Origin of the sequence: Akkermansia sp. UNK.MGS-1 (genome assembly GCF_000980515.1) — a bacterium.
Classification (GTDB): domain Bacteria; phylum Verrucomicrobiota; class Verrucomicrobiia; order Verrucomicrobiales; family Akkermansiaceae; genus Akkermansia; species Akkermansia muciniphila.
In genome coordinates, this window is the sequence record NZ_LBCB01000009.1 from 167,126 (window position 1) to 190,924 (window position 23,799).

A 23,799-nucleotide genomic window follows, 5' to 3' on the forward strand; every position below is an offset into this window, starting at 1 on the left:
CATGAGGCTCCTTCCGGAAAGCGAATGAAATTCAAGCCGTTCATTCTTTAATCAATTCCAGTTTCCCATTGGAGGATTTTCCGCCTACGGAGCGGACCCTGGCTCTGAGGGAGCATCCGTTGTTGGCATGGATTCCCTTGGGAAGGGAAAGTTTGTAGAAATTCCCGCGGGAAGGCTTGCCTGCCAATCCGGCGTGCTGGTCGCGGGCGATTACTTTGCCGTTTTCCAGGAGTTCGACGCCGTCTATTTCCAGGGCATGGCTGCCGGAAGTGAAGACGAAGCGCACCCCCCGGAGTTTTTCAAGATCAGCGGAAGAAACGGGCCAGTCCAGATAACTCCATTCCGTGGATACCGTCGCGGAGGTCCAGTTTCCTATAATTGATCCGGCTGCTTTTCTTTTCAGGGAAGAAGGCAGGGGGGGCGCCTCCCGGATAGCCTGGCGGCAGGCGTTGACCAGATCTCCGGGCGCGTGCGCCGCGCTTACGCCAGTGGAACGGACCCATTTTTCCTCCCATGCTCCCATATCCGGATTTTTATCGGAAAGACGGCTCTGAATAAAGTGTTCCCAGCGCGGCAGATAGTAGTCCCTGATAAGGCCGCTCCATATTTTGGCGGCGTAGTCGTCTACGGGAGGCCCCCATCTGGTCACCAGCCTTCTGGCGTTTTGTTCATACTTGTTTTTTCCCTCCGGAGAAGTTCCGTGAGACCGGGCAAATGATAACCAGCGCGACAGCCTCCAGGTGGGGTGTCCTTCCAGAAGGGAATCCGCCCGAAGGGCGTATTTGCGGAAATATTCCATGCATTTTTTCGTATTCTCCATGTCTTGTTCATCCAGGGCTTCCAGAGCGGCCAGGATGGCTTCATTCATGCGTATGCCAAGGTAATGGGCGGTCATCTCAACGGCATCCTGGCGGAACAGGGGGGACTGTTCCATGCCGCGAGTGTTGACGAACAGGGAGAGGCCTTTCAGAAAATCTTCGCTTGTGTTTACGGAACAGCCGCGGGTGCCGGGTTTCATTTGCCAGTTGAAACGGGGATGGTCCTTTAAGTTGGAATAGGCTGTGCGGCGGAACAGATTCCAGGCTTCCTTCATGCTGTCCGGATAATTTCCGTATCGGGCACGGCAATAATTTTCCAGATATTGTTCCACGTCCTCCTGGCGGTCCCTCCATGCGGCGTCCGTAACCAGTTCGTAGATAACGTCATTGTTTTCTATCCCTTCCGGGGCCATGCCCATTCCGGAGAGGCGCCCCCTGGATGAAGAGTTCAAGGCTTCCAGATGGCCGTTGGCGTAAAAATCCATTACCCCAGTCATGGCGCATTTGCCGCCCATGTTGGGAACCACGCTGTAAACCCACGGTTTATTGAAAAAACCCTTGAAGACGTCCCAGTTCATGCCGTTGCGCCAGAAAGTCTTGTTGTAATCCGCCGCCAGGTCCAGAAGGAGCATCTTATCGTCCGGAACCTTGCTGAGCAAAGCCTTCAGAGTATCTGCGTTCCAGATATTGCGCTGGTATCCGAACATCCATCCCTGCATGACCCATACCGCATTCGGGTTGGTGGAGGAAATGGAGCGGTAGATTTGTTCTCCGAGGGAGCTGAGCATATTGTTGCGGGCTTCGGCGCCTCCTTTGTTTTCGGGAAGTTCCATTTCATTGAAAGAGTCCGCAAGAAAATGGGTGTTTTTCCCGAATTCCTTCTGCCATTCCTGCATGTACAGGCGTCCTATTTTAAGGAAAAGGGGCTCTTCCGGAGAAAGAAAATGGGCGTGGTTTTTTTGAGGCCAACCTCCCCACCCCAGCCGGTGAAGCTTCGCTTCCGGATAAAGGCGGAGGATTCCCCGGGGAACGAAACCGGAAAAAGCGGGACAAATGGGGGTCATGCCCAGGGATTTCATCCTGTGCAGGATGCGGTGCTGCAGGGCGATTTGGTCCTTGTGCCAGCTGGCGGGCAGGGGGCCGTCATGATTGACGATGTTCCCCATCCGCTGCCAGGGAAGGTGTGCCGGTCCCGTATAAAATTCTTCTATTTCTTTCTCCGTCAGTCCCAGCTGTTTCCATACCCGGACGGCGATTCCCTCCGTGGCAACCAGGGCCAGAGGCATATCTATGCCGTGCAGAGCCATCCAATCTATTTCTTTTTCCCAGCGTTCCCAGGTCCAGTAAGGCATCGTATAGCCATAGGTGACCACATTGAAGTAATAGTGGTTGCGGAAAGGGGAAACGATGCGGCGCGGCGCGGCATCCGGCAGTTGCGCCGGCCAGCGGATATCTTTATTATCCCAGGAGACCATTCCCAGACGGTTTGTCTTCAGAAAATCATAGAATCCCCGGCAGAGGGCTGTGCCGCTGCTTCCCCGGATATTCAGTATTCCGCCGGAAGCTTTCGTTTCAAAAACATCGTGCCCGTCTTCTTTTTCAATAATTTCCAGTTGCAGTTTTTCCGGGGCTTTAGCCAGGGACGGAACGGTCCGCATGATTACTGAACGCGCTGCTTCCCGCTCCCTGTTTTTCTGTATATCTTCTGCGAAGACAAACAGATTTGTCAGCATGAAAAGGAATAGAATTTTTGAGAAGTAAAAGGTCATATTTATAATATATCACAGACTGGTAAATGGTTCTTTCAGCGAAAAACGGATATTTGCGTAATCCGTCAAAGAAAAAGCCCCTGCATGCCAGCATGCAGGGGCCTCGGTTGAAAAACCGGAAAGCTTTTATTCCGCCTTGGGCTTCCGTGGAGCCCTTTTGCGCGGCGTTTTGGGCTTTGCCGGGGTTTTATCCTTGATGTGCAGGAAGGTGAGCGTCTCCGTTCCGTCCGTTTCCACGGCTTCAATTTTATCGCCGGGTTTCACGTCTCCCCTCAGCAGGGATTCCGCCAGCGGGTCTTCCAGCAGGCGTTCGATGGTGCGGCGCATCGGGCGTGCGCCGTACTGCGGGTCGTAGCCGTTCTTGATGATCAGGCTCAGGGCTTCCGGGCTCAGGGCCAGCGTGATATTCTTGGTCTTGAGACGGGAGATGAGCTTGTCCGCTTCCAGATGCACGATGCGTTCCAGGTCATCCCGTTCCAGCATGCGGAAGACGGAAATGTCATCAAAGCGGTTCAGGAATTCCGGGCGGAATTGCCTGCGCGCTTCTTCCAGAATCTTTCCCTTCATGGCGGCGTAGTCCGCGTTGTCGGCGGCCATGGCCCCGAAGCCCATGGCGCTCTGCCGCTTGGCGGAGGCGGCCCCCACGTTGGAGGTCAGGATGATGATGGTGTTGCGGAAGTTGATCTTGCGTCCCAGGGAGTCCGTCACGCTTCCTTCTTCCAGAATCTGGAGAAGCAGGTTCATGACGTCCGGATGGGCCTTTTCCACTTCATCAAAGAGGATGACGGAGTAGGGCCTGCGCCGGACGGCTTCCGTGAGCTGGCCGCCTTCGTCATGGCCTACGTAGCCGGGAGGAGAACCGATGAGACGGGACGTGGTGTGTTTTTCCATGTACTCGCTCATGTCCACCTGAATCAGGGCGTCCGCGGTGCCGAACATGATTTCCGCCAGATTGCGGGCCAGATAGGTTTTACCCACGCCGGTGGGGCCCAGGAAGAGGAATGAGCCGATCGGGCGGCGAGGGTCCTTGATGTCCGCGCGGCTGCGCCGCAGGGCGCGGGCGATGGCGGAGGCCGCCTCGTCCTGGCCGATGACTTTGCTTTTTAACTCTTCTTCCATCCGCAGAAGTTTGGCGGTTTCCTTTTCCTCCATCCGGGCCAGCGGGATGCCCGTCCATTTGGCGAGCACGCTCATCACGTCTTCATCCGTCACGGGAACGTAATTGGTCTCATAGGAATTGCGCCAGGTTTCCAGCATGTTCTGAAGTTCCGCCCTGGCTTGTTTTTCCTCGTCGCGCAGGCAGGCTGCTTCCTCAAAAAGCTGGGTTTCCACAGCCTTGTCCTTGCGTTCCTTGATTTCCGCAATGCGGGTTTCCATGTCGCTGATGTGGTCCGGGCGGGTCATCTGGGAGACGCGCTTGCGCGCCCCTGCTTCATCCAGGATGTCGATGGCCTTGTCCGGCAGGAACCGGCCCGTCAGATAGCGGTGGGAGAGCCTGGCTGCGGCTTCAACGGCTTCCTTCGTATAATGCACCTTGTGATGTTCCTCATACTTGGGCTGGATGCCGGCAAGAATCTGAATGGTGTCCTCCACGGAGGGTTCCCCTACCTGCACCTGCTGGAAGCGGCGTTCCAGGGCGGCATCCTTCTCAATGTGTTTCCTGTATTCGTTGAGCGTGGTGGCGCCTATGGCCTGGAGCTCACCCCGGGAGAGGGCGGGCTTGATGATGTTGGAGGCGTCCATGGAGCCTTCCGCGGAGCCGGCGCCCACGATGGTGTGCAGTTCGTCAATGAAAAGGATGACGTTGCCTTCCCGGCGTATTTCATCCATCACGGCCTTGAGCCGTTCTTCAAACTGGCCGCGGTATTTGGTGCCGGCCACCATCAGCGCCAGATCCAGGGAGATGACCCTCTTGCTGCGCAGGAGCTCCGGAACATGGCCCTGGGCTATTTCCTGGGCCAGCCCTTCCACGATGGCGGTTTTGCCCACCCCTGCTTCACCGAGCAGGACGGGGTTGTTCTTGTTCCTCCGGCACAGAATCTGGATGACGCGCTCAATTTCCGAGGCGCGGCCGATGACGGGATCCAGCTTGCCGTCCCGGGCCAGCTGGGTCATGTCCCGGCCGAAGGCCTGGAGTGCTGGGGTCTTGGATTTCTGTTGCCTGGAGTAGGAGGGGGAGGAAGGCTCGTCCGTCGGGATGGCGGAGGATTCATTTTCCTCCTCGTCGTCATCGTCGTCCGGGATGATGTTGTCTTCATCCGCATCCATCTGGTATTTGGGGGTCAGCACGTCCAGCAGTTCGCGCCGCGCCTGTTCCAAATCCACGCCGAAGTGGCGCAGAATCTGTCCGGCCACGCCGTCTCCGTCACGGATGAGGCCCAGGAGCAGGTGTTCCGTGCCCACATACGTGTGGTTGAGTTCCTGGGCTTCCCTGTTTGCCATTGCCAGGACTTTGCGCACCCTGGGGGTGTACGGGATGTTGCCCTCCGCCTGGGGTTCCGTGCCCCGGCCTATTTGTTCCTCCACCTGTTTGCGCACGGCGGTAAGCTCCACGCCCAGATTTTCCAGGATGGTGACGGCCACGCCCTTGCCCAGCTTGAGCAGGCCGAGCAGAAGGTGTTCGGTTCCTATGTAATGATGATTGAAGCGGTCCGCTTCCCGGCGCGCATGCGCCAGCACTTGTTGCGCCCTAGGCGTAAAATTATTCATGGATGGTCAAAAAATTGGTATGGTTGCATTAGTTGCCGGAAAGTTCCTTCCGGATCATATCAGCGCGGATCTGGTCCCTGTGTTCCGAAGTGGTTTGGTCCGTGGTGGACAGGCGGGCCAGATGGGCCGGCTGGATGTTCATGATGGTTTTATTGACGTTTTTTAATGCCTGGTGGGAAAAGATGTCCAGAGACGCTCCCATCCGGAGGAAGGAGAGCAGCGCCAGCGCCTCCTGCGTGGAAAGCAGAGTGGCGTTGGTCAGAAGGCCGTAGGCGCGGGAAACGCGGTCCTTCACCTGCAGGGAAGATGACTGGAGCAGCCGCCTGCGCGCGTTCCATTCCTGATGGGCCAGGTCGGAGGTGAAGCGGGTCATGCGTTCCACAATCCGGTCTTCACTGTCCCCCAGCGTGGACTGGTTGGATATCTGGAAAAGGTTGCCGGTGGCTTCCGTCCCTTCCCCGTAAAGGCCGCGGACGGTAATGTTAAGCTGTGCGGCCGCCTGAACGACCTGCTGCATCTGTTCAGAGATGACGAGGCCCGGCAGATGCATCATCACGGAGGCCCTCATGCCCGTGCCCAGGTTGGTGGGACAGGCGGTAATGTAGCCCAGCCGCGTATTGTAGGCGTACGGAAGCCTGGCTTCCAGTTCAGAGTCTATTTTGGAGATAGCCCCCCATGCTTTTTTAAGCTGGATGCCGGGCAGGATATACTGCAGGCGCAGATGGTCCTCCTCATTAAAGAGGATGCTGGCATTCTGGCTGCGGGAGATGAGGACGGCGCAGCCTTCCGAACGCGCCGCCAGTTCCCGGGAAATGAGGTGGCGTTCCACCAGCAACTGTTTCTGTTGCTGGGTAAGACCGGAGAGCTCCGCATAATAGCCTCCCTTCATGACGGGGATTTGGCGCGCTTCTCCGGAAGTGAGCTTCAGCGTTTCTTCCCTCTGCTGGCGTGTGGCCCAGCCGGGAAAGGGGGTGGCGGTCAGGTTGCGCGCCAGGCGGATGCGGGAGGTGAGGACGATGTCGTGCTCATCCCTTGATTCCACCATCCATTTGGCGGGGTTGTTGAGTAAGTCGTCAAAGAGCATGTATGTTAATTGGTCGGCGTGCGCAATTGTTTGATTTGATCGCGGAGTTTGGCGGCGCGTTCATAATCCTCTCTTGCCACTGCCAGGGAAAGCTGTTGTTCCAGATCGCTGATGGTATGGGTTTCCGTTTCGCGTTTTTCGGCCCGTTCCGGCGTTTTTCCGTGATGGTGGGAATCAGGCTGGATCTGGGTAAGAAGCGGGAGGATTTCTTCTTCAAAGACGTTGTAGCATTCACTGCAGCCCAGGCGTCCTACGTTTTTGTAATCCTGAAGGGTGAAGGAGCAGATCGGACAGCTTGTGAGGGGCAGGGATTGCAAGGCCGGAATGGGAGCGGCAGAACCCGCTGCTCCTTCCTTGCCGAATTGGCCCTGAAGGTTCGGGAACAGTTTCTCCGCCAGATCAAAGGCATCCGGATCCAGCAGACCCCGCTCCTGGGCGCATTTGGCGCAAAGGCAGAATTTGGTGGACTTCCCGTTGATGATCTGTGTCAGGAACACCGTTGCCGGTGCAGAGCATATCTCACATTTTTTCACAACCCGCATTATAATGGCGCTCCCTGTGGCGGACTAGTAGTCTGCGTGTCATGGATTGTCATGAAAACGGGCCTTGTTATTGTACTTAAGAAGAATTCTTTCCGCGTTGTTTCAAAAGCCCGCACCGTGATGAATACAAATAGGCTGTGCAAAAAATGACGCCCAGCACCAGAATGATGGTGGCGCCCAGATGCCAGCCCAGAGGGAAGGACAGGTAAAAAGCCAGCAGGGAACCCAGCCCTCCGATGATTCCTCCCCCCCAGAAGAGATGGGCCGGCTTGTTGGTAAGCAGGTACACCGTGGCGGCGGGGCCGACAAGCAGCCCCAGTGTCAGGAACGCTCCCACGGCCTGCAGGGAGGAAACGAGCACCAGAATGATCAGGGTGAAGATGCCGTAGCTGATGAGGCGGGAGGGGATTCCCAGCGTGGTGGCGATGTCCGGGTCAAAGAGACAGATCAGGATGGGGCGGCGGAAGAGCAGCAGGATCAGGACGCTGACGGAGCTGATGGCGAAGGCGATCCACAGGTCGGAGTCGGACAGGCTCATGATGGAGCCAAACAGCCAGTCGTCAATTTTCTGTTGCAGGCCCAGCCTGACCAGCACGATGAAGCCCGCAGCGAAAGCCGTGGTATGCAGGATGGAGAGGGCGGTGTCCTGGTTCAGCCGGGATGTTCGGGAAACGAAGAGGGAACCCAGACCCACCAGCAGGGCGGCCACCACAGCCCCCGTCAGCAGGCTCCAGCGGGTAAGGCCGAAGAGGAGCACCGCCACCGCAATGCCCGGCAGCAGGGCGCAGGAAAGCGTACCGATTTGGAGGGCGGATTTTTTCAGGATTACCAGCCCGCTGACGAAGCCGTTGGCGAAGCCGATCATGACGCAGGCCAGCAGGGACCGCTGCGCGATGGGTTCGCGGAGGAATTGGAGAAAATCGTCCATCATGAAGCTTGGGGTTCCGGTTGAGGTTCCATTCCGTATGTCTCCCGGATGCGTGCGGGGGTAAGCACTTCCTTCGGGGGGCCGAAGGCGGCCAGCTCCCTGTTCATCAGCAGGATGGTGTCGAAGATGTCCGCCGCCGTGTTCAAATCGTGGTGGGAGGCGATGACCAGCCGTCCTTCCGCCGCCAGGGAATCCAGAAGCTTCCCCAGGGATTGGCTGGCAGGAGCGTCCAGGCCCGTGAAGGGTTCGTCCAGCAGGAGGACATGGGCCTCCTGCGCCAGGGCCCGAGCCAGAAAGGCCCGCTGCTGCTGGCCGCCGGAGAGTTCTGAAATCTGGCGGTCCGCCAGGGATTCCATACCAAGAACGTGAAGGGATTTTTCCACAATATCCCGGTCATGCCTCCCGAATTTTTTCCACAGGCCCAGGGACGGATAACGGCCCATTTCCACCAGCGCGTGGACGGTGATGGGGAAAGACCAGTCCACGTCGGAACGCTGGGGCAGGTAGGCTATTTCTCCCGGCGTGTCGTGCAGGGGGCATCCGTTCCACAGGATTTTTCCGGAATCGGGGCGGATCAGCCCGGCCAGAGCCTTGATCAGCGTGGATTTTCCTGCACCGTTGGGACCCATCAGAGCCAGCGTGTGGCCGCAGGTGATGGAAAAGCTGATGCCGTTGAGCGCGAGAAGGCTTCCATAATAAACGCTGAGGCTGTCCACTTCCAGTCGGTGGCGGTCCGGGTGGCTGGCGTGCGCGCCCCAGCAGATGTGGTCCTGGGTGCAGGGAGGGGCTGGGCTGTTCATTTCCATGAGAAGGAGTAGCTGTCGTTCAGGGAGGGGCCGAAGGACCAGCGGGTGGCGGAGACGGTGGTTTTCCCCTCCGGTTCCAGTTCCAGCATGACGGGGGTGTCCGGCGTGTTTTCCGGCCAGCGGGCGGAAACGGTAAGCGTTACGGAACCGTTTTTCAACGGCAGGCCGCATTCCGTTTCTTCATGCAGCCCGGGCGTTTCGGGCTGCCAGAGAAGACGGCCGCCGCAGGAGATGGAAAGGGCTTCCGGACGGTGGGCGCATCTGACCGTGATGACCGTGGGAACATCCGCGGTTTGCGCCGTGGGGGCGGAATGCTCCGCTTCCTGTGATCCGGTGGTGGGTGCCGTCATGTTGTAGAGGAAGAATCCCAGCAGGATGACGACTCCCAGAGTGGGAAAAAACTGCCGCAGGGGTGTGCTGGTCATGGCCTGGGGGACGGGGAAAGGGCTTCCTTGATGATGCCTGTGTTTTGTCTGAACATGGATTCGAACGTGTGGCCCTCAGGTGCCAGCCCGTCGGTATTGATTGGTCTGGCAACGGGGATGTTCAGGGATTTGGCGATTTCCGTAAGGCTCTTGGGGTTGGAGGAATATTCCGGGAATAGGGCTTTTACCCCGGCTGACCTCAGCTTTTTCAGCGTGGAGGCCAGCTGGGAGGAGTTGCCTTCATCTTCACGGCTTATCCCCTGGATGCTGATGCTGCGGAAGCCGAATTCCCTGCAGAAATGGTTCATGGCCGCATGCCCCGTAACCAGGACGCGGTCCGTTTCCGGAATGTCCGCAAGTTCCTTTCTGGCCCAGGAGGAAAGCTGGTCCATCTTTCTGTTCCACCGGGACAGGCCGGCTTTATAGTCCTGTTCATGGGCCGGGTCCAGCCGCGTGAGCGTTGCGGCCAGGGTGCGGGCGGCGCGTTTCATATTGGCCGGGGTGTGCCACCAGTGGGGGTCGTTGGGACCGTGGGCGCAGCAGTCTCCGTCGTGTTCGTGGTCATGGTCTGCGGTGTCTTCCTCCACGGGAACATCCGGGACGGAGGCTCCGAGATCCAGAATTTGCGCGCTGCCTCCCAGGGCGTCCTTTAATTTGGGAAGGTACGGCTCCAGGTTTTTGCCGGAGGCCAGCACCAGGCGCGCCCGTCCTGCGGCGGCAATGTCCTGCGGCGAGGGTTCAAAGCTGTGCAGGTTGCCGTTGGGGCGCAGCAGGTCCGCCACCTGCACGCGGCTGCCGCCGATGGCGCGGGCCATGTCTCCCAGGACGGGGTGCAGAGCCGCGATTTTCAATACTGGGGCATCCTGGGCCTGAAGAGAGCAGAACAGGCCCAGAAGACACAGAAAAGGAATCAAAATGCGCCGGAGCATGTTACGCATGATGAACCTTCCCTTCAAGTGATGCAATGGTCAAATTTGTCTTCTGAAATGGGATGACGCTGACTTTTCAGGGATTCTGCACGGCCCTTTTTTGTTTTTCAGCGTTACGGTGAATTTTTGGTCAAGAAGGGAGAAGGCGGCGCCCCTGGCATCCAGCCCCGCCAGGATTTCCGTGCGGGACGATTGCCCTTCACAGGAAATTCCATCAACATGCCGCTTCCTGCAGGGGGGCGGCTGCGCCGGGCGGTCTCCGGATGAGCCGGGTGATGGAGTGATGACAGTTCCCGAATATTCCATGAGGAGCGGGGAGATCTTCCTGAAGAGGGAAGAGAAGGCGGGGAAGTTTCTTTTTGAAGTCTTTTCCCGTGTTTTTCCCCTGGTGGCGACAGCCTGATGGAGGAGAACGGTTTTTTCTTGAGGTGGAAAGTTTTTTCTGGTTCCATTATCGCGCATCATCATGAATGGTTTTCAACTTCTCCAATGTGGCTTGAGCGTGGCGGCCTTTCTGGCCGGTTCCGCTCTGGCGGCGACTCCTGCCGTATATCCGTCCCCCCAGCAGTCCAAATTCACCTCCCAGACGGTTGCTTTCTCCGGGAAGCCTTCCGTGACAATACGTTCCGCCAAGGCGGGCGGGAGCAAGCTGCTGGACGGGGTTCCGGAAAAATCCGGAGCCTACAAGCTGGTGATTTCTCCGCAGGGAAAGGTGGGCATAGGAGCCCATGACGAACGTGGGGCATTTTACGCCATGCAGACGCTGCGGCAGCTGGGAACGAAGACCGGCGGAGAAGGCGTGATCTTGCCCGTTGGGGAAATTACGGATTGGCCGGACATTGAATTCCGCGGAACGGTGGAAGGTTTTTACGGCACTCCCTGGAGCCATGAAGCCCGTCTGAGCCAGCTGCGCTTTTACGGGCAGAACAAAATGAACACATACATCTACGGGCCGAAGGACGATCCCTACCATTCCTCCCCCCACTGGCGGGATCCCTATCCCGCGGACCAGGCCGCCCAGATCAGGGAACTGGTGAAGGTGGCGAAGGAAAACCATGTGGACTTTGTCTGGGCCATCCACCCCGGCAAAGACATTAAGTGGACGGAAGAAGACATGAACAACGTCATCAAAAAGTTTGAGATGATGTACAAGCTGGGCGTCCGTTCCTTTGCCGTGTTTTTTGACGACATCTTCGGAGAGGGCAAGCGGGGGGACATGCAGGCCCTTCTGCTGAACAAAATCAATGACGAATTTGTCAAGGTGAAGAAAGACGTCACCCCCCTGGTCATGTGCCCCACGGAGTACAACCGCGGCTGGGCCGATCCCAAGCCGGGAACCTATCTGGACATTCTGGGGGACCGTCTGGACCCCTCCATCCACGTCATGTGGACGGGGAACTCCGTTTGCCATGACATTACGCTGGAAGGCCAGCAATGGGTGAACAGAAGAATCAAGCGCCCTTCCTACGTCTGGTGGAACTTCCCCGTCACGGACTACTGCCGTTCCAACCTCTGCATGGGCCGCGTGTATGGCGTTGCCTCGGAACCGGGAGCGAAGGAATCCATGGGCGGTTTCGTCTCCAACCCCATGGATAAGCCGGAGGCCTCCAAGGTCTCCCTCTTCGGCCTTGCGGACTACTCCTGGAACATCAACGGGTTCAAGTCTGATGAGGCCTGGAAGGAAGGAGTCAGGCGCCTGTTCCCGAAAGCGGCGGAAGCCATGCAGGTTTTTGTGAACCACAACTCCGACCAGGGCCCTAACGGTCACGGCTACCGGCGTGAGGAATCCGTGGAAATAGAGCCCGTAGTCAAGCGCGTGCTGGAAGCCGCCCGGGAAGGCAAGATTGAGAAGAAGGATATGGCCCTGCTCAAAAAGGAATTTGCCCGTATGGCCGCCGCTGCGCCCGTCATCCGTGCCAGGGCGAACAATCCGCGGCTGATGAAGGAAATAGGCGCGTGGGTGGATGCCTTTGAGCAGCTGGGGCATGCCGGTCAGCACGCTGTAGCGGCGCTGGAGGAAAACAACGCCAGAGAAGCCGCGACCCGGCTGGTGCAGGCTACGCAGGCTCTGGCGGCCATGGATGGAATTTCCCGCCGCCACAACCAGGAAGGACAGTTGTATCGTTCTGCGGTAAAGACCGGTTCCCGTGTGATGGCCCCCGCCGTCAATGAACTGGCGGATATTGTCTCCAAAAAAGTTTTTCCGGCCATTGCCGGCGCGCCGGCCCTTTCTCCCAAGCCCCTGGTCAAGGGGGGCAGCATGGATAAGGCGGAACTCTTCTGTGACGGGGATCGCGGCTCTTTCTGGCACTCCGGCGCCTACGGCCAGCCGGGCGACTGGTATGGCGTGGACTACGGGATGCCCATCCCCGTGCGGAGCGTGGAAGTGCTGATGGGCCGCAATGACAAGGACGGCGACTATGTAGAAAAAGGGCAGCTGGAAGGCTCCCGCGACCTCGAAACCTGGAAACCGCTGGGGCCGGAAACTTCCGGCATGCAGGTGGTCTGGAAGGCTCCCAAGCCGGTTTTGCTCCGTGCCGTGCGCTACCGCGTCATTGAACCGAAAAAAACAGGCAACGGCCGGTCTGTCTGGACTGCCGTGCGGGAAATAGCCGTCAACACGCCTCCTTCCGCTATGGCTTCCTCCAATGTGGCGGGGCTGGAGGGCGTTTCCGTGCAGAAATCCGACAAAATCGTGCGGATCAACCGCGTGATGGAAACGCATAAGATGAAACCCGGGGAATTTATTTCCCTGCAGCTGGATGGCCCCACGGACGCTACCTGGCTGGAAGTCAACCTGGAACGGGATGACGTCAACTCCTGGGCGGAAGTGGTGCTGGACGTGGAAGGTTCTTCCAAGCCCGTAGTCCAGAAGCTGGACAAACAGGGCAAAAACTTCATTGCCAGGGGCAACCAGCTTCCCAAGGGAATCAAGGGGATGAAGCTGGTTAATAAAAGCGGCAGTGAGCAGGATATTGTTCTGAACATGTTCAAATTTGACGTTCCTCCCGCGGACCCCGGCACCAGTCTGGTTTCCCTGAGCGACAGAAACCTGAAAACGGTTTACCGTGCCGACAAGCCGCTGGACGTAGTCGTTCCCAATCTGGACAATCCCAAGGCCACCAAAGTAATCGTGGTGGGATCTGCCGCCTTCGCCATCCAGGCCCGCCGCGGAGAAGGCGCCTGGACGCCGGTCGGCAAACGGAACGCCGGCCCCGGTGTCTCTGAATTTGCCATCCCTGCCGGAACTTCTGCCGTGCGCCTGACCTATAAGGCTCCCCAGCCGGAGGCGATCATTAATGAAGTCATTTTTTCCTCCCGGAAATAACCGTCTCAGACGCCGCTGGCATCTTACTCCGTCCGGTACGTTCCGGACGGAGTTTTATTTTGAAAGGGACGGGTGCGCTGCGTGCAGGCCGTTTCCCGGAAACGGAAGCGGAAACCTCTTTTCTCCGCTTTGGCCGTCTGCTGTGGAAACAACCTTGACCCTGTTGGATGCGGGGCTAAAATACTGCCATGACACCGGGTTTTCATTGGACTCTACGCCCTTCCGTGAAGGAGGATGATCCGGTCTTGAAAGCGTTTCCTGCGGAACTGCCTCTGCTGGTCAAGCAGCTTCTGCTGCAGCGCGGGTTCACCGGGGGAACGGAAACGGAACTCTTTCTGGAACCCAGGCTTTCCCACCTGAGCGACCCTTTCCTGATGGGGGAAATGAGGGTAGCCGTGGACCGCATTTTCCGGGCCGTGGATGAAGGGGAAACCGTGTGCATTTATGGGGACTATGATGTGGACGGAGTTACCTCCGTGGCGCTTCTTCGGGCCATTTTGATGGCTTATGACCTGGATCCCCAGTATTTTATTCCCGTTCGTTCCCGGGAAGGCTACGGCCTCAGCGAGGCCGGCATCAAGCGTTGCCTTTGCGAATGTGCGGACCCTCCCAGCCTGCTCATTACGGTGGACTGCGGCACTTCCTCCGTAAAAGAGGTGGACATGCTCAACGGCCTGGGGATAGACGTCATCATTCTGGACCACCATGAGGCGGGCCCTTTGGGGCGGCCGGACGCGGTGGCGGTGGTCAATGCCAAAATTGAGGAAAACAGCCCGTATACTTATCTGTGCAGCGCGGGCGTCGTCTTCAAGCTGGCGCATGCCCTCCTGAAGGAGCGGAAGCTGAAAACCTTTGACCTGAAACTTTATCTGGACCTGGTAGCCGTGGCTACTGTGGCGGACATCGTTCCCCTGGTGGCGGAAAACAGGATTCTGGTTCGCCACGGCCTGGGAAGGCTGGCTCACAGCCGCCATACGGGGCTCAAAACCCTGACGGAAATAGCGGGCATCCGCCCTTCCGACTCCGTTAACCACGCGGGCTTCCTGAACGCCGCCCACGTGGGGTTCAGGATAGGCCCGCGCATTAATGCCGCCGGGCGCATGGATTCCCCTATGGATGCGTTGGAACTCCTGCTGACCATGGACGCCAGGAGGGCCGTGCAGCTTGCCCAAATGCTGGATTCCCACAACCGCAAGCGGCAGGAGGAAGAGGAGGCCATCCGGACGGATGCGGTGGAAATGCTTCACAACTCCTTTGACCCGGAGAGGGACAACGTTATTGTGCTGGGTTCCCGCGCGTGGCATCCCGGCGTGGTGGGCATTGTGGCCTCCCAGCTGATGAGGCGGTACCACAAGCCGACTTTCGTCATCGCCTTTGATGAAAGCGGCGTGGGGAAGGGCTCCGGCCGTTCCATTCCCGGCGTGTCCCTGGTGCAGGCCATCCACCACTGCGCGGATACGCTGGTTTCCGGCGGCGGCCATGATATGGCGGCGGGGCTGGTGATTGAAGAATCCCGCATGGACGACTTCCGCCGGGCTTTCAACCGTTATGTGTCCGAAACCACGACGGAGGAACAGCGCTGCCCCGTACTCAACATTGACATGGAAGTGTCCTTCCAGGCTCTGACGCTGGATTTGCTGGACAGCTATGAAAAACTGGAACCCTTCGGCAACTCCAATCCCCAGCCTCTATTCATGAGTTCCGACGTTTTTCCCACGGAACCGCCCAAGCGCGTGGGAACCAATCATCTGAAGCTTTTCATGCGTCAGGGCATCGTGGAGCGCGACGCTATTTTCTTTAACGGAGCGCAACGGGAACTTCCCAATCCCCCTTGGGATATCGCTTTTACGATTGACCGCAACGTGTACCGCGGCCGCGCCTCCCTGTCCATTTCCATTCAGGAAATACGTTCCCACCGGGAAATGTAGAAAACGGCCTATTGCTGTGAATAGCAATAGGCCGTTGAGTTGTGAATAATGTGTCAAACCTTATCCTATGGTAATCTTAATAGATTGTTATTAGGCGTATTATCCAGTTTGGGGTTACATAATTTTCTCATCTGGAACTGATTTCAGGAATGAGTTCCAGTTATTGGAATTCTATGTTTATTCGTACATTATAACCTTGTTTAACAGGCAGTTTTTTTGTGAAGGAAGGCACTCTCTTTCAAAATTTCAATGGATGAGACAACTCTAACAATGTCATATGTATTTGAGGTGTCTTGACAGAGCAGGTTTTAAAGAGCATTGTCTGTCCCGTTCCCCATTCAGGGTGGATTTATAGTAAAAACAAGCAAGATGAATACCCTGTTTCTGCAAGGTCGTCTATTGCTGCTTCTCGGACGGTAAGTCCGTGAAGATATCTTGATATGCGCCGGTGAGCCGTTCCGGCGCGAGGGAAGTAAACGGCTGTCTTGATTTGCACCAAAGGAATGATTCCGTAACAGGAACGTTTTCCGTGCGCAGTTCCCGAAGGAACGACCTCTTAACATTTTTACTGTAAATGAAAGAACAAATACATATTTTTGATACGACGCTGAGAGACGGGGAACAGTGCCCCGGCGCGGCGATGAACGTGGAGCAGAAAATACAGGTGGCCATGCAGCTGGAAACGCTGGGCGTGGATATTATTAAAGCGGGCTTCCCCGTTATTTCAGACGGCGATTTCCGAGCCGTCCGGGCCGTGGGTAGAGGGAAAGGAAGGGGATTGCTCGACAGCCCTGGCCTTCTTGCGTGGTTTGCTGGATGACCCGGAGGACCTTGACCAATTTCCTTCCTTTATAGCTTGGATGCAGGGGGCAAGACAGCGTATTCAGGCGTGCCTGAAAAGGCGCACGGCCCGCACCAGGGTTCATCATCTGGTCATGGCCGGGGAAAAGTATTTCACAAAACCGGGAAGTGAAGGGTTTAACGGCGGCATGGAACATTACCCGGTGATTCTTCTGGATGATATCATGAAGAACGTGAAGGAGGCGGAGCGGTGGAACGTCATGAGCCGGAGCAAGAATATCCTGTATGCCGGAGTGGTCTCCATTTAAGGCAAAGGGAAGGATGCCTTCCCGATGGCGTTGTCCTGGGCGGTGGTGCAGTTGCTCAACACGGATCCGGAGAGAGCCTGACGGCTTTTCCGATGGAGGGAGGCGATACAGATAAAATATGCGGCTTTCTGGCTGAGCGGTTATCATGAGGCGCCTCCGAATGGGACGGAAGATGAAAAGGATGCCGTGGATGAGGCCCTGGCAAGGGAGTTGCCCGCTCTGGCGTGGTTCATTGACCATTACCGGGCGCCGGAGCATTTGCAGGAACCTACGGGACGTCACCGATGCAGAGCATACATGAACAAGACACTAGCCACGGCTGTTCTGGGCATCAGCCCGGAAATGCAGTTACTGGAACTGATTGACCAGGCCGCACGCTGCGGAACTCCGGAAGATGCCAAACAGATCTACAGGAAGGACGCCACTTCCACGGGTATTTATGACCGTGTAAGAGCTAATCTTCCTGCTGACAAAATGAGAGCATTCAATCTTCTGGCCAGGAACGCGGCTAAACTGGGCGGAAAGTTATCCAAACTGGCAGAGATGTGTCCGGATCGCGTGCAGGTACGAAAGGAAGGAGGCGGACGGAGGAACGTGTACACCATTGCCCATTCCGTGACAGGGTAGAACAGAGTGCGGAAATATTCTTAATCAGTTTATTTTGTGGTGATAAAATGGACCGCTACGTGGTGGGATACAGGGCAAGACAGGGTGCGCATTTTTTACTTTGTATCATTCAATACATTGAATTTGTGTGAGTTGAATGATATCGCACAGGGTAAATAGGGTAATTTTGAAGAGCCTCTTACACACTGCAAGCAAGAGACCAAAATATGAAGGAGGTACAGAAGCAGACTACCTTTATTAACCAGTTCCTGGCTCTTGAACAATGCTATTTATTATTTTTTTTTCTTCAGAAATTTCCTTTTTAAATTGTATTGGACCTATTTATTATATACAGTAAAAGTTCTTCTAATTGAATTTTTACAACATATTTTTTTCGATCCAAGCAAAGTAACGTCTAACCCTAATAGGAGATGATCTCTATATTTTTCAAGAAGAATTATTTCTATACTTAATGTATCTTTTTCAATAGTTACGAGATCAGTTATTGGGTATTCATGTTTTAATAATTCATTATATGTTTTTCTTTTATATTCTCTTAATATATATATAATGCTTTTTAAATTTATAATTAATATTCATTGATCAAAAAGGGTACGTTATTATAACTCTAGACCATCTTCCCGGAGGATTGCCATTTCTATTTTTATAACAATCTCCATAAGGTATTCTAATAGTTCCGAAATTTGATCCTGATGCACCTGAAATCCAACAATTTGATTGCAAATGACGCTTCCAACATCTTATTGATGAAGGTATGCCTATCCTATTGGCTCGAAAACTATGATGAGCTCCATGATTTCCAAATCGACATCTTATACTACATATTGTAGAAGAAATGGCTTTAGCTGCAGCGACAGCAGCAAGAATAGGAGCAACAAAAGCTGCTGTTGCAAGTTTGCTACAGTAACTGTTTGATAAACAAATTGCAGCTGCTGCAATTGCAGCATACGCTGTAGCTTCCGCAGCAGTGATTGTTAAAGGAATAACGAGAACGATTGCAATTTTTCCCAAATAATCTATTGATGGAGGATAATTGATTAAAAAGCAGTATAAATTTAACCCCCCCTGTTCAGCGATGGGGTCGCGGTTGATCCATCTGCCGTCTTTGGGGTTGTAAAAGCGGTAATTGTAATAGGCCAGGACGGGTTCTTCGTCGTGCATCTCGCCGGACCACTGGACGGGCTGGCCGAGGCTGCCCGTACCGGTCACGGCCCCATAGGGGGAGTAATCGTAAGCCGCCGCGATCGTTCCCTGTGCGTCGAAGACCTCCGTCACATTCTTGTTGAAGTCCACGCCGTAGCAGTACAGGGAAGCGCCCTGCACGAGGGCCAGGGGGCGGGTGGCCACCGGTTCCAGAGGATCCCACAACAGTATCTTTTATTTATTTAAAATGGGTAGATTAATGAATAAAGGAATATGGAGGCATTTTATTTCAATCCATTTATAAGGCGTAATAATTAATTCTAATTGTTTGCTTTCTTTTGTAGTAAATACATAATATGAAGATACTTGTGTTCCATCTAACCCAAAACTTATCAAACGTTCTTGTTCTGATTTGAGTTGCACGCCATCTAGTGATTTAAATTCAAATTTAGCAATTCCAATTGAATCTTTAAAAGAAAAAGAAATGTTGTAGCCATCTTTTGATTTTTTTACTGATGTTATTTTTACTAAAGTTCCATCTAAATTAAATTCTTCATCTTTTTTAATTTTTATTATTTTTTCTTTTAATGGAACTGTTTTTTGTGATGTTAATACAGTTAAAGTTCCATTTAATGCTTTTTCCAATTCTGTTTTAAAAAATAACTTCACTCGACCTATACTGCCATCTTCAGAAAATAGAAAAGAAAATGAACCAATAGCATTACATGGAACTTGCTCTTGGTGGTTGAAAAGTATGATTTCTTTTCCAAGACTAAACATTTTTCGACTCTTTTCTGAATCTGTAATATCTATTGTAATTTCTGATGTATTTTGATAAAATTTTAGATCGCTATATTTTACTTGGACTTCAGGAATATTTTTTATTTCTTGAATATTTCCTAAAGAATAATTTATACATATAATACTAATTAAGAAATATAGCATATAATTCATGATGTCATTTGTTTAATGTTAATTATTTTCGGAATTATGTAGAATAGTCTTGGCGCAAGATTTTCAGAATATCTTAGATATTGATATTTAGCAAATTTCTCCGATAAAAAATCGGAAAGATCAACGAAACAAGACTAAAGTAAATAATGCCGATTTGTTTTCGTATTTTACATCATAATTATTATGGAAACATCATGCTTGTGGCCAAATTGTGGATGGATTTTTGATAAATATACCAATATATAAAAAATATCACATATGTCGGTATAAAATAGATTATGATGAATAATGATATTGATTTTTTGATGCAGTAAAACCAATTGAAAAACGATGTAATATATGAAATATAAATTAGTAGTATAAATAATATTGTCTTTGGATTTGATAATAAATTTGTATTTATAACTAATCTTTCTGGAAAAATGGATATATAAGATCCCACACTCAGGAATATAAAAACAATATAACTGAATATCGATTTGCTTTTTTTGAATTCTTTTTCTTGAAAAAATATATCAAATTTTATTATTTTTTCAAAAATTTCTAACATTTTTCTCATTTGTAAATTAATGTACTGTTTTATCTCTTCCATACCAAATAGCTCTATAAGACCAATCTGCACAATTGTTTTTTAATATATTATATGGAGGCGGTGATTTTATATCTTGTTGAATTCCTCTAAGCATATTTATATCTTCAATAGGGGAAGAGGGTATGGTTTCTGGATTAGTTAAATTGAGGCCATCTGAAGATTCTATATAACCTCTACCAAGAATAATTGTTCCACGTATTGTATTGACTATATATAATCCAACTAATAAAAGAAGAATTAGTTCATTTCCTGTTTTTGACCACTCCACGGCTAATTTCGCTGTTTCCCTGTCTGCTGGATTCAAACCATAATCAAACGTCTTAACTCCTACTTTACACCATTTCCCGTCTTTGTTCTTCTCCCAAAGATCAACAGCTACACCTATATGCAAGGTAAATGTCATGTCAGATAATTGGTCAGGTAAAATCTGCGAAATGTATCTGTCATTTCCATTTAAGTCATTAAAAATATATGGAGAATTTCTAACAAACCCGTACAAATTCCATCCTCCCTGTTCAGCAATGGGGTCGCGATTGATCCACCTGCCGTCTTTGGGGTTGTAATAGCGGTAATTATAATAAACCTGGGCGAGATCATCGTCGTGCATCTCGGCGGACCACTGGACGGGCTGGACGAGGTCTCCCGTGGAAGCCGCCTGTCCATAGGGCGAGTAGGCGAGTTCCCCGACCGGTTCCTGCGCCGTCTTGCGGTTACCGATATTGTCGTAGCTGTAACCGTAGGAGGGACGGCAATTCTGGTCATCATAGCTTACGTTGCGGGAGGCCAGCATGATTTCTCGCGGAGAAGCAATTTCATCATATACAAATTCTTCTTGATGCAAATCAATCTACGTTATTGTTTAATTTTTTTCGGAATTATGCAGAATAGTCTTGTCGCAAGATTTTCAGAATATTTTAAATATTGATATTTAGCAAATTGCTTCGATAAAAAATCGAAAAAATCAACGAAACAAGACTAAAGTAAATAATACCGATTATTTTTCAAAAGAAAGTGTTGGTAAAATAAGATTCAATAAATTCAGAGATTAGGTATTAGTATCATTTTCTCCTCATCTCAAAGAAACCTAATACAAATTTTATTACTAACACGGCAATTTTATAAATTTATTTTAATAAAATAGCTAAATAAAATTCTTGATTTTTTGTGTTTTTTTTTGCAATTAAATTTCAAAATTTAAAGTGCCGGCCCATTTTATTAGTATATTCAGCTGTGGGTTTGTATATATGCTATAATCATTAAATTTTTCTAGAGCCAATGCAGCCGAATCAGCAACTAAAACAATATCTTTTTTATTCATATATTCATTCCAGGAAAAAATCATGATAGCCGGTAGATAATAATGTAATCCGGATATGGAAAGCCAGAAAGGAAATGTGTAATGATTTTGTAGATAATTCGATTCTATTAACGTCCATTCCTTACCTTCCAACAGAATAAGTTCTTCATATGATTCTTCGCTAGATATTTTATAACCATATACCAAATTAAAGGAAGGAATAGGGTATATAGGAAATGCGGCTTTTACTTCTTTAAAAAAATCATCCATTACACTTTATTTTTATTTTTCTTTGACAATTGATTACGTTTGTCCAAGCTTGTTCAGATGCTTTCCGGTGTCCTGAATCTCCTCCTTGGTAACATTTGGAGTTAATAGTATCTCGAGCAATTGCATTTTTTAGCCAAGTTGCAGCCTTGATTTTCAACAGCCAACAACAATCTGTGTCCTTACATTTACCCAGTAATGCTGTCTCTATTTTGGCTGCATTAACAGCACTTTGTAACATCCCATGAAATAAACGGGTACAATTTCCAGTTCCTGGACCTGGCTGTGATAAATCATAAGCACCTGCAGAAACTATTACAATTGCTCCTATTACATCACCAATTGGAAGAAGCCCATCTACGGCTGCAGCTCCTGCGGCAAAAGGAACAGCTCTTGCCATAGCATTTTGACCATTAATATCAAAACTATCAATAGGGTTATTCCCTACGAACGAATACGAATTCCATCCTCCCTGTTCAGCGATGGGGTCGCGGTTGATCCGCCTGCCGTCTTTGGGGTTGTAAAAGCGGTAATTGTAATAGGCCAGGGCGGGTTCTTCGTCGTGCATCTCGCCGGACCACTGGACGGGCTGGACGAGGCTGCCCGTGGAAGCCACCTGTCCATAGGGGAGTAATCGTAAGCCGCCGCGATCGTTCCCTGTGCGTCGAAGACCTCCGTCACATTCTTGTTGAAGTCCACGCCGTAGTAGTAAAGAGAGGCGTTCTACTTCAGGGGCAGACACCGGGAGGGGCTTACCATTTTTTGAGTTCACTTCTTTCAGTATTGAGATATCCAGGGTTGTTGGTTATGCTTTACTTCAAACATTAGTTTTCTTCTTCAGGCTGTTTCATTATCAAGGCTTTCTTCAACTCCATTCTTTCGTATTTGCTACGCTATCGGTAGTAGGTTTACTCCGTGATGTTGAGTTCCCGGCAGATCCTCTCGTATCGTTTGTCCGTCTGTTTTTTCACTGAGAATTTTTAGGATTTTCTCCATACTGTATTTTTTCATTGTTTTTTGTTAGGTTAATAAACCTAACTTTCTTTGTGAATCTATTTTCGGAGAACTGGTCATCTTACTTTCAACACATTATTAATTAGATAATAAATACGGCGATATGTAGTCGCATTAAATGCACCTTTACTTAATCTCATATCGGATGCTTCTTCCTGTGTGATCCATTGTTTCACTGCAAGAATTTGATCAATATTATAGGACAAAAAAACCTCATAGATTCTGTTTAGCAAATATCCTTTGTCGTCTTGAGTTAATGCATATTCAAACTCTGCGTCATTGTCAAAATTACCTACTATGCAATAAAAGACAAAATCTATGGCTGTTCCAACAGTAATTTCATGGTCTAAAAACCATTCATAACGACATTTTATTAAAGAAGGAAGAAAATAAGAAAATCCCTTGGGTGTCGCAAAAAATAAATAGTCTCCACAATCATACCAAAATTTACAATCGATCTCTGTCCAAGTGAGTCCCAATAAAGATCGAGCATAATCATGCATTTCTTCTTCAGAATCAACATAATTAATAAGTAGATCATGCGGATTATTGCTGGGAAAGGGTGGAGAAGAAATAGGAAATAAATCGTATAATTCTTCAATCTTTTCTTTATAAAAATTTGCTTGCATATTTACAATTAAATTAATTTATTTAGTTTAGTAATACATTCATCATACTTATTTTTGCAATTCTGTGCTCCTTCATTCCAACCTTTACTTTGTTCCTGATGTCCTTTGTCACCTCCTTGATGACATTCGTCATCATAAGCTTTACGAGCCTCGGCAAACCTTTTCATTTTTTCGTATCGATCATTAAAAGCATTACACTCGCTTTGAGTAGGACATTCAGGAATTATCATATCCCTACAGGAACTACCTCTAGCCTCTTTTTTTGCCTCGGATTTTTCGCGATATAATTCTGCACATCTTTTATTCCTTTTACTTCTTTCAGCAGCGATTGCTGTTCCTGCTGCTCTGGCTGCTGCCTTTGCCGCAGCTTCTGCCGCTTGCCGTGCAGCCAATGCGGCCCCCGCCTCTGTTTGCAGTGACGACCAAGCTGTCCCTAATAAATCTATTTCAATATTCAAACTATTCCCTACGAACGCATAAAGATTCCACCCCCCTTCTTCAGCGATGGGGTCACGGTTGATCCACCTGCCGTCTTTGGGGTTGTAAAAGCGGTAATTGTAATAGGCCAGGGCGGGTTCTTCGTCGTGCATCTCGCCGGACCACTGTACGGGTTGGACGAGGTTGCCTGTGCTGCCAACTATCCCATAGGGCGAGTAGTCGTAAGCCGCCGCGATCGTTCCCTGTGCGTCGAACACCTCCGTCACATTCTTGTTGAAGTCCGTTCCATAGCAGTACAGGGAAGCGCCCTGCGCGAGGGCCAGGGGGCGGGTGGCCATCGGTTCCAGAGGATCCCACAACAGTGTCCGGAGCACGTTCCGGCTGTTGAGCATGTCCAGGGCGGCTATCTGCAAATACCCCCGGTACAGGCAGCGTTCATGGCTGGTGACCGTGCCGTTTTGGG

Annotated in this window: 19 protein-coding genes and 1 pseudogene; 5 read left to right on the forward strand and 15 right to left on the reverse strand. The window is 51.5% G+C overall.

What is annotated here, in order from left to right; translation table 11 throughout:
* Positions 1-40: 40 nt before the first annotated feature.
* From WW58_RS05900 to WW58_RS05935, 8 genes are all read right to left on the reverse strand, one after another.
* Positions 41-2,551, reverse strand: coding sequence for an alpha-N-acetylglucosaminidase (locus tag WW58_RS05900; RefSeq protein ID WP_046436189.1), 2,511 nt, complete (start codon positions 2,549-2,551; stop codon positions 41-43).
* A 162-nt stretch (positions 2,552-2,713) separates the two neighbouring features.
* Positions 2,714-5,296: an ATP-dependent Clp protease ATP-binding subunit gene (locus tag WW58_RS05905; RefSeq protein WP_046436098.1), complete on the reverse strand. Its 2,583-nt coding sequence runs from the start codon at positions 5,294-5,296 to the stop codon at positions 2,714-2,716.
* A 28-nt stretch (positions 5,297-5,324) separates the two neighbouring features.
* Positions 5,325-6,380, reverse strand: a complete 1,056-nt coding sequence (locus WW58_RS05910) for a protein arginine kinase (RefSeq protein WP_046436100.1) — start codon at positions 6,378-6,380, stop codon at positions 5,325-5,327.
* A 5-nt stretch (positions 6,381-6,385) separates the two neighbouring features.
* On the reverse strand, positions 6,386-6,877 hold the full coding sequence (locus tag WW58_RS05915) for a UvrB/UvrC motif-containing protein (protein WP_180971939.1): 492 nt from the start codon (positions 6,875-6,877) through the stop codon (positions 6,386-6,388).
* Between the two features lie 121 nt (positions 6,878-6,998).
* A complete protein-coding gene (locus WW58_RS05920) occupies positions 6,999-7,853 on the reverse strand; it encodes a metal ABC transporter permease (protein ID WP_022198614.1) in 855 nt (284 codons plus the stop codon).
* The gene (locus WW58_RS05925; RefSeq protein ID WP_046436190.1) at positions 7,850-8,650 is read right to left on the reverse strand and encodes a metal ABC transporter ATP-binding protein; all 801 of its coding nucleotides are present in this window, start codon (positions 8,648-8,650) and stop codon (positions 7,850-7,852) included. The genes WW58_RS05920 and WW58_RS05925 overlap by 4 nt, the downstream gene beginning before the upstream one ends.
* Positions 8,647-9,081: a hypothetical protein gene (locus WW58_RS05930; protein WP_046436103.1), complete on the reverse strand. Its 435-nt coding sequence runs from the start codon at positions 9,079-9,081 to the stop codon at positions 8,647-8,649. Before WW58_RS05930 ends, WW58_RS05925 begins: the two co-directional genes overlap by 4 nt.
* On the reverse strand, positions 9,078-10,019 hold the full coding sequence (locus tag WW58_RS05935; protein ID WP_146021600.1) for a metal ABC transporter substrate-binding protein: 942 nt from the start codon (positions 10,017-10,019) through the stop codon (positions 9,078-9,080). Before WW58_RS05935 ends, WW58_RS05930 begins: the two co-directional genes overlap by 4 nt.
* Positions 10,020-10,476: 457 nt before the next feature.
* Here WW58_RS05935 and WW58_RS13135 point away from each other — a divergent pair, with 457 nt between their 5' ends.
* From WW58_RS13135 to WW58_RS05965, 5 genes and pseudogenes are all read left to right on the forward strand, one after another.
* Complete coding sequence (locus WW58_RS13135; RefSeq protein ID WP_102758815.1) at positions 10,477-13,338, forward strand: beta-N-acetylglucosaminidase domain-containing protein; 2,862 nt, start codon at positions 10,477-10,479, stop codon at positions 13,336-13,338.
* A gap of 188 nt (positions 13,339-13,526) precedes the next feature.
* Positions 13,527-15,266 carry a single-stranded-DNA-specific exonuclease RecJ gene (recJ, locus tag WW58_RS05950; RefSeq protein WP_046436108.1) on the forward strand — a complete coding sequence of 580 codons (1,740 nt, stop codon included), beginning with the start codon at positions 13,527-13,529 and terminating at the stop codon, positions 15,264-15,266.
* A 574-nt stretch (positions 15,267-15,840) separates the two neighbouring features.
* Positions 15,841-16,029: pseudogene (locus tag WW58_RS05955) on the forward strand (2-isopropylmalate synthase); the annotation flags it as partial.
* A 97-nt stretch (positions 16,030-16,126) separates the two neighbouring features.
* Positions 16,127-16,375, forward strand: a complete 249-nt coding sequence (locus WW58_RS05960; RefSeq protein WP_128804652.1) for a hypothetical protein — start codon at positions 16,127-16,129, stop codon at positions 16,373-16,375.
* A 297-nt stretch (positions 16,376-16,672) separates the two neighbouring features.
* Positions 16,673-17,002 (forward strand): hypothetical protein, encoded by a 330-nt coding sequence (locus tag WW58_RS05965; RefSeq protein WP_102741756.1) that lies wholly within the window; start codon positions 16,673-16,675, stop codon positions 17,000-17,002.
* 582 nt (positions 17,003-17,584) lie between these two features.
* Here the strand turns inward: WW58_RS05965 and WW58_RS13140 are convergent.
* The 7 genes from WW58_RS13140 to WW58_RS06000 all read right to left on the reverse strand — a co-directional run.
* The gene (locus WW58_RS13140; protein ID WP_338400067.1) at positions 17,585-18,349 is read right to left on the reverse strand and encodes an RHS repeat domain-containing protein; all 765 of its coding nucleotides are present in this window, start codon (positions 18,347-18,349) and stop codon (positions 17,585-17,587) included.
* 30 nt (positions 18,350-18,379) lie between these two features.
* Complete coding sequence (locus WW58_RS05970; RefSeq protein WP_046436116.1) at positions 18,380-19,099, reverse strand: hypothetical protein; 720 nt, start codon at positions 19,097-19,099, stop codon at positions 18,380-18,382.
* Positions 19,100-19,665: 566 nt separating this feature from the next.
* Complete coding sequence (locus WW58_RS05980; RefSeq protein WP_206646783.1) at positions 19,666-20,532, reverse strand: RHS repeat-associated core domain-containing protein; 867 nt, start codon at positions 20,530-20,532, stop codon at positions 19,666-19,668.
* Positions 20,533-20,871: 339 nt separating this feature from the next.
* Positions 20,872-21,258 carry a DUF6714 family protein gene (locus WW58_RS05985; protein ID WP_046436122.1) on the reverse strand — a complete coding sequence of 129 codons (387 nt, stop codon included), beginning with the start codon at positions 21,256-21,258 and terminating at the stop codon, positions 20,872-20,874.
* The gene (locus WW58_RS13145; protein ID WP_146023960.1) at positions 21,251-21,823 is read right to left on the reverse strand and encodes an RHS repeat-associated core domain-containing protein; all 573 of its coding nucleotides are present in this window, start codon (positions 21,821-21,823) and stop codon (positions 21,251-21,253) included. The genes WW58_RS05985 and WW58_RS13145 overlap by 8 nt, the downstream gene beginning before the upstream one ends.
* 502 nt (positions 21,824-22,325) lie before the next feature.
* The gene (locus WW58_RS13150; RefSeq protein WP_146020789.1) at positions 22,326-22,898 is read right to left on the reverse strand and encodes a hypothetical protein; all 573 of its coding nucleotides are present in this window, start codon (positions 22,896-22,898) and stop codon (positions 22,326-22,328) included.
* A gap of 8 nt (positions 22,899-22,906) precedes the next feature.
* Positions 22,907-23,799, reverse strand: an 893-nt coding sequence (locus tag WW58_RS06000; protein ID WP_288143414.1) for an RHS repeat-associated core domain-containing protein, incomplete at its 5' end; no start/stop codon positions are given.